Source organism: Candidatus Infernicultor aquiphilus (genome assembly GCF_002784285.1).
Lineage (GTDB): Bacteria > Atribacterota > Phoenicimicrobiia > Phoenicimicrobiales > Phoenicimicrobiaceae > Infernicultor > Infernicultor aquiphilus.
This window is the reverse complement of the sequence record NZ_PFKO01000263.1, coordinates 182-7,136: the sequence shown is the minus strand read 5'-3', so window position 1 is coordinate 7,136 and position 6,955 is coordinate 182. Positions and strand designations below refer to the sequence as shown.

Genomic DNA, 6,955 nt, shown 5'->3' with positions numbered 1-6,955 from the left:
TTCCGACAATAGCGTAAGATTGAATTACCTTCTCCCTTAATAATACTTTATAAAAGTATCCTTCCGCAAGTTTTTCAATTTTTGCTACATACATATAATAAGTTTCGCCTGTTGATCCTTCATTCACAGTAACCATATCTTCTAATTGAAGATGAGGCAATCCCTTTATGGTAGTTTCCAAAGATTTCTTAGGCTCTTTAAATGAATAGACTATGGTATCTCCGAGCGTCCGCGCATAATCAGCACTTTGTATTAAATCATTTTTCAGTTCATAAAATTTTAAACCAAATTCGTCTATTGATTCTTGAGCGTCTGTGTCTGGTGTTTCATAAGATATCTCTTTTACAACCTTTGCGGGAGTACCAAAAATAACTAACTCTGTAAGATAAACTTTACTTGCTCCGCTATTTGTAAAAATCATTTTCGCAACAGTTCCACCTAAAGTTTCCCAAGTAATTATAGATAAATCATTAGTCTTATCTGTTTCTGTCCCATTTTCCGAAGTATTACCTTTAAAGTATGAGGTTGCTCCACCTGCTGTTGGCTCGGTTATAGCAGTACAAGGCAATTCCCCATAATCGTCCTGAAACTCAGCCCATAGCTCTAAGGTTTCTCCTGCATTTATAACAGAAGCTCCCTCTTTTTCGAATATCTTTTGACTAGCTTGTACCTCTCTAGGCATTGCGGTTATCTTTGCTTTGTTAATTACTTCTGTTGGCTCTAACCCAACATCTATAATTTCTTCGTCATAGTCTAAGGTATATTGACTTGAAGTATGAGGACTTTGTGATAAATGGTAACGGTTCTCAAAACACATTATCCCTTCTTCATCTACATAGAAAGTAGCATTTTCCGCTTCACAAACTTTTCTAATAATGTCTAAAGCCTTCTGACCTTTTTTAATCCAAGTAAAAGGAATAGTCATCATAGAAGTTTCTAAAGAAGATTGCCCTGCGGTAAATCCAGCGTCTGCTAAAACCTGCGCAATAACTTCATCTCCTCTGTGATCTTCTAATAAATACCCTGTACTCATTTGCCAAGTTTCTAAATAATGTAAAACATCATAGGCATTTATTATTGTTTCGGCTAACTTAATATTATTTTTCGGTCTATCGGTCATTCCAACAAATTGAGGTATTGAATAAGCATTATAGCCAGAAAATAATTTAATAAACCTTCCACCTCTAATAAAAGAACCAATATAATTATCTTCTTCGGTGGAGTCGCAAATCCTAATATAATCTATCTTCAAATCTCCTAAAGTTACACTAGCAGGAACAGTTGCTTCATTGAAAATAACCCTTATAGTGTCAATAGCAGTTTGAACAGGAGTCCCGACTTTAGTAGCCGCTTTCTTAATTTCATTCCAACCATTCTGTAAAATCTCTGAATTAACAATTTGTATTCTATAATAATTTGTAGTAGCATCTGAACCGATCCTAATTTCGACAGCATTAGCAGTTGCTAATTTAGTTTTATCTTTTACATATAAAAATAAAGCAATTTTTTTATCTGCGTCTGCTATGCTCGAGATATCTATGACGGAAGGAGCTTTATCGTATTGCGCATAAGTATTTTCTGAAGCCGCTGTATTGATCCCACAATTCAAACTATTTGTCCCTTCTTTTCTCGAAGTAGAAATTGTTGGTGCTATCCCGTCTTGAGATTGAGTCCAACCTGTTGCTACATCACAATCATCAATCTCTACCGCGGTTCCAAACGGTAAAGCGTGAGGTAAAAATCGTTTGGAAGTATTATCTAATACAATTGAAGCCCTTGATTTAATTACTGAATTTAAAGGAAAACCTGTTTCTCTGATAAACTCGTATTTTTTTACATATTGGGTTTCGTTCTCATAAGTATATTTATCCCATTCCGTCACCGCCGCCGCATTTCCCTTAACTATATCCTGTCCACTGACTACTGAAGTACCAACAACCGCAAAAGTAATCGTTGCTAAAAAATCGTTTAAATCCCAAGCAACTCGCAACTGATATGCAAGTTTTTGGCTCTTTGAAGCGATTATATTTGTTAATTCATCGGGTATTGTTTGCATTATCTTTTAGTAGTTTCTCTTAAGGTTAATTTAAAATTTGCCATACTGCCACCAGCACTTTCTTCGTCGCCTAAGATAGCCGCTACCTCTACATTATTTGCTACTGACCATTTATCAGTATAAGAAAAATTTATTGCTCTATTATAATCTAAAGCGGTAGTTAAAAAATCATATACAGTTGTATAAAGAGTAGCATCCACATTTTTAAAAGTTAAAATATACTCATATTTCCTAAAAGCAGTTTGCTCTAAAGTTGTTCCATTTAAAGTTTCTTTTTGGATTTTATCCCAAATATTTTTCTTAACTAAATTCCCGACTTGAGGATGTTCAAGGGTTATCGTATTAACTCCGTCTGTAAGTGTTGGTTTAGTTGCCATATTAGACCTTCTTTCCTATAATACTAATTCCTTGAGCGCCAAAAGCCCGATCGGCTTTTTCTATAATTGTTTTTGCCCATTCTTCAAAAGCGACTTCTGTTCCTGCTACTATACCTCTATTTGAAGCGTCCACTACTAAAGTTATATTTTTCCCTTCTACCAAACCTTCATTAGATATAGTAGGCAATTCTCTTGCATTAGAATTTAGTTCACTAATAGAATCTGAAAGATTTTTAGTAGTTGCTTTCGCTTGATCTTCAATATCAAATAATGCTCGTTCAATGAATGAAGGAGAGTGAATACCTAAACCAGATTTAAACCCGTCCCAGAGTCCTTTAGCAAACTCTTTTGCTCCGTTCCAAGCTTTCCTTACTAATTTACCAATAGCGTCTATTGCTTTTTGAAACCACTCTGTAACTTTTCCAGGTAATTTTTTTATGATATCAACAACTCCGTCTATCATTGCTTTACCTAATTCTCTAGTTTTATTTGCCGCACTACCAATCCAAGAAACGATTGTTCCAGGTATTTTTGAGAGCCAATTAGCAATTCGGCTAGGAAGTTTTGAAATCCAATTTATTGCTCCCGTAATTCCGTCTGCAAACAGTTTAATTAAACTTCCTATAGCCCACCCGATAAAATGCCCGATTAAATATGGAAGTTTACCTAAAAACTCTATTGTTTTTGCGGGGATTTGCGCTAGCCAATCTATAATACTCATTACACCATCGCCAATCCATTTAGCAGCATTTTTTATAGCAGTAACTATATCTTTCCAATAGACAACGAGTAGTGCTATCGCCGCTCCGATTAGTAATAATGGCCATATCTCCGCTAAAGTAGCTATCGCCGCCTTAATCATAGTAAAGGTATAAATTACAAGCGCTGGAACTATTACGCCAAGAATAGCGCCTGCTAAGGCAACCATAGCCCATTGATTTTGTTGAAACCAACCGATTATACCTACTCCAACTTCTACAACCGATCCGATCCCCGCTATAATCGCATTAAAAACCGATTGAATAGTTTCTCTATTCTCGTCTAACCAAGTCATAAAGACCTGTGCGGCATTTTTTAAGTGAAAGAATAAACCACCTTTTTTTATTTCACCATTTTCATTAATACCTATAATCTCTCGTCCAATTCTTCCAAAGTTATCTTTAATATTTGATAGAATACCGCCGAAAGTTTTAGACTGGGAGTCCATCATAGTACCCCATTTTCCTTGCTCGCCACCTAGACTTTGTAATGCTTTTTCAACTTCGGGAAATCCTACTTTGCCTTCGCTAACTAAAGCCTTAACTTCTCCCTGAGAAACACCAAATTGTTCTGCTAAAAGTTTAATTAAAGGAACGCCTGCGTTGGTAAACTGCATAAGGTCTTGTCCCATTAAATGACCTTGAACTTTAACCTGCCCGAAAGCGTAAGAAATTCTACCGATGTCAGCTCCTGTTCCTGACGATATATTTCCTAACATTTTAACAGTCGGTATCATTTCATCAGCACTAACTCCAAAGGCCATAAGTTGCTTTGCGGTTTCTACTAATTGAGGTAATTCGAAAGGTGTCTTAGCGGCAAAATCAGAAATTTTAACCATTAACTTACCTGCCTCATCAGCCGAACCAAGCATTGTTCCAAAAGCTATTTTAGCCTGCTCGAAATCAGAAGCACTTTTAGTCGTAAAAACTCCCGCCGCGACACCTGCCACACCGAGAGCCATTACGCTTTTCTTTGCAACTCCTACTATCCCCTTACCGATATTATTTAAGGCTCCTGTCGTAGTTCCAAGACTACTAATATCGGACTTTACGGAAGCAATTGCCGATTTAAAGCCCGATACGTCCGCCTTTATAGAAGCTAAGATAGAACCTATATTAAACATTTTTACCTCTTGTTTGAGCCTCCGTTATTATACCTTTAAGTCGATGTAGTCCTTCTCGGTCCAACTTTTCATTTTTCCAATAAGGATTATCTTGTTCTAATTCTTCATTTAACCTTTTTGCTAATTGTCCGATTTTGCTTTTAGATTTCTTATAATCTATTTGCCAAGTTGGTTTCGGATCGTTCAATAGTGTCAATGAGATTAAATTTTCTTCAGCTCTTAAGTTGCGGATATTTGTTAGGTAGCCTTGCAATAAAGGTAGTGGCATATTTGCCATTTCTTTATGGCTAAATCCATAGAAACGGGCTAACCTAGCAAACGGCTCAACTATTTTTTTTTACTTAGCGCAATATCAGCGTTATTAACTCCGACAATAAATTTAATCATTGCTTTTAATTGAATAGAATTTAACCCGTCAAAGATTTCAGGCGGAATCTCAGGTATAATTTTCGTTATAACTTCCTTTATCGCCTTAATAAGCTCCTCTGGGTCATTCATAGTAGTAGTTTTATTTTCTAATTCAATTAAAGGTTTTAACTTCGTAAGAGGTGGAAGATTAAAAATAATCTCCTTACCTTTAATCTTGAAAGTTCTTGAAACTAATGTATCTAAGTCTAAGTAATTATCCATTTTTGCCCTTTTTTATTAACTAATTTTAAATTGTCGTATCACCGATAGTTGCTAGGTAGTTTCCTGCGCTCATATTTTCGTTTATTAGAGCCATCATCGTAACTTCAATAATAGTTTGCTCATCGAATTTATGAGGTAGTGAAACTTCATCAATTGATACTGCACTCCACATCACAACATCATCATCCTTGTTTGTAGTGGCATTTTCAGTTGGGTGTAGAACCAATCTCTTAGCAACAGAAGCAAGGGAAAATCCTGCCTGTTTACCAATAGTTAATTTATTGTGTCCACCAGTACTAAAATAAGTTCCCGAAGGAATAGCGGCTTTCAAAACATTATAGGTTTTTTCTGCTAAAGGAATCTTAACCGAAAAATTCTCCGCTTTTAATCTCTTATCTACTGGAGTATCGCCATATAAATCGACTGTAATATCGGTAAAATCAGGGTCATAGGAAATTTCTACTCCGCCTTTTGTGTGTCCTAAATCCGTTCCGTCAAAATTGACAGAGCAAGAACCTAATTTTACTTTTGTAATATCTCCCATTGTAACTCCTTCTGCCCTTAATTTGCGAGCCGACTAACTCGCGTTATTAACTAATTTAATTATCGTATTTTTAACAAATAGTTGCAACTAATTTCAAAATTATCATTATCGTCCCTACCTATATCTCCTGGCTCTTGTTGTGCATTACAGAAATAAACATAGTTATCACCTAGATTAGTATTCATTAATCTATGTAAAATATTATAAGCGTTCATCGCTAAAGTTTTAGCTTCTTCATATTCGGTTGCTCTTGCTATTATTTGAATAGTTGGATTTGAAATCGCCATATCAATCTCTGGTTTTAATCCACCCGTATCATAAATAGTTAAACACTCTTTTGGTTCGCTCGGTTGTATTCCTAAAAAGATACTTGTTCCCTCAATCAAAGCAGTAGCATTGTCAGAACCTTTAATACCTTGAGCTACTAAGTAACTTGATATTTCTTCAATAAGTTTAGCCATTTAAAGCACTCCTTAATATTCCTTCTAAATACTTTTTCCCTGTACTTACTAAATTTTTCAAAGGATCAATAAGATATTTTCCTTTTCTGCCTTTTTGGAATTTATATTCTGGGTGTTCATGAAGTCGTGCTGCATAAGGTGTATTATAACCAACCTTACCTTCTATCATACCACCTTTATTTGAAGCTGGGACTGTATGACCTGAACCTGCTAATGTTCCAATGTCATGAGGAACTTGTTTTTGGCTATCGGCTAAAAGCTTATTTGTTAAATCGTTAACTCCTTGCTCTATAGAATTAACAACAATTTTCTCGACCTTATTGAGATTTCTTAGAACACTACTTATTCCTTTAAATTGACTACTCATATCTTAATAATACCTCTCTATGTGAATTTTGCTCTATAAAGCCTTTTGTAGAAACTGAAATAACCCTATAATTAACTCCGTCTTTTATAACCCGATCTTCGTTAGAAATTGAGATATCTGACTCTAAAAACATTTTAACTTTAGCGATTATGTTATTGCCTTTTTCGTCTTTGACTAAATCATTTATCTCCTGCCACCTACAATCTACTTCCGTACCTGTGCTAAAACTTTGCCTTCCCCATTTATCTAATACTCCCTGGAGATAAATAGTCGCCTTAGTTTGTAAATAAGTTTCAATCATTAAAATACTCCTGTTCGGCAAATAAACATTTCTAATAAATCGTATGCTTCTTTAGGCATTGCAATACTTTGTCCACCGACATCAAAAGTTTCCGATAAATCACCAATAGAATAAGATCTAACACCTTCTGCTTGTAATTGTGCTCTACCCGATTTATTCTTTCCGTCTAAAAGCCAAAGGGCAATTTCACATTGAGCGTCTTTAATCTCTTGAGGTATTTTTTTAACAATCGTATATTCGCAAGTATTATCTATCGCGGAAGTAAAAGCAAAATTAACTTTTATTTTTCCCGTAGCCCTGTCGAAATCATTAATCAATCTTTTCTCAAACTTATTCG

At 35.3% G+C, this 6,955-nt stretch carries 10 protein-coding genes; all 10 read right to left on the bottom strand.

Annotated elements, in window-relative coordinates; genetic code table 11:
* A partial coding sequence (locus tag COZ07_RS07160) for a hypothetical protein (RefSeq protein WP_406607886.1) occupies positions 1–2,056 on the bottom strand: 2,056 nt, incomplete at its 3' end.
* The gene (locus COZ07_RS07155; RefSeq protein WP_406607885.1) at positions 2,056–2,433 is read right to left on the bottom strand and encodes a hypothetical protein; all 378 of its coding nucleotides are present in this window, start codon (positions 2,431–2,433) and stop codon (positions 2,056–2,058) included. The genes COZ07_RS07160 and COZ07_RS07155, both read right to left, overlap by 1 nt.
* Before the next feature lies 1 nt (position 2,434).
* Complete coding sequence (locus COZ07_RS07150) at positions 2,435–4,315, bottom strand: tape measure protein (protein WP_406607884.1); 1,881 nt, start codon at positions 4,313–4,315, stop codon at positions 2,435–2,437.
* Positions 4,308–4,583 (bottom strand): hypothetical protein, encoded by a 276-nt coding sequence (locus tag COZ07_RS07145; RefSeq protein WP_406607883.1) that lies wholly within the window; start codon positions 4,581–4,583, stop codon positions 4,308–4,310. The genes COZ07_RS07150 and COZ07_RS07145 overlap by 8 nt, the downstream gene beginning before the upstream one ends.
* Before the next feature lie 59 nt (positions 4,584–4,642).
* Entirely contained in the window at positions 4,643–4,945 is a 303-nt protein-coding gene (locus tag COZ07_RS07140) for a hypothetical protein (protein ID WP_406607882.1), read from the bottom strand.
* Positions 4,946–4,970: 25 nt separating this feature from the next.
* Entirely contained in the window at positions 4,971–5,489 is a 519-nt protein-coding gene (locus COZ07_RS07135) for a hypothetical protein (protein WP_406607881.1), read from the bottom strand.
* Between the two features lie 59 nt (positions 5,490–5,548).
* A complete protein-coding gene (locus COZ07_RS07130) occupies positions 5,549–5,950 on the bottom strand; it encodes a minor capsid protein (RefSeq protein ID WP_406607880.1) in 402 nt (133 codons plus the stop codon).
* The gene (locus tag COZ07_RS07125; protein ID WP_406607879.1) at positions 5,943–6,317 is read right to left on the bottom strand and encodes a hypothetical protein; all 375 of its coding nucleotides are present in this window, start codon (positions 6,315–6,317) and stop codon (positions 5,943–5,945) included. Before COZ07_RS07125 ends, COZ07_RS07130 begins: the two co-directional genes overlap by 8 nt.
* Positions 6,310–6,618, bottom strand: coding sequence for a hypothetical protein (locus tag COZ07_RS07120; protein ID WP_406607878.1), 309 nt, complete (start codon positions 6,616–6,618; stop codon positions 6,310–6,312). Before COZ07_RS07120 ends, COZ07_RS07125 begins: the two co-directional genes overlap by 8 nt.
* On the bottom strand, positions 6,618–6,955 hold a 338-nt coding region (locus COZ07_RS07115), incomplete at its 5' end, for a hypothetical protein (RefSeq protein WP_406607877.1). The genes COZ07_RS07120 and COZ07_RS07115, both read right to left, overlap by 1 nt.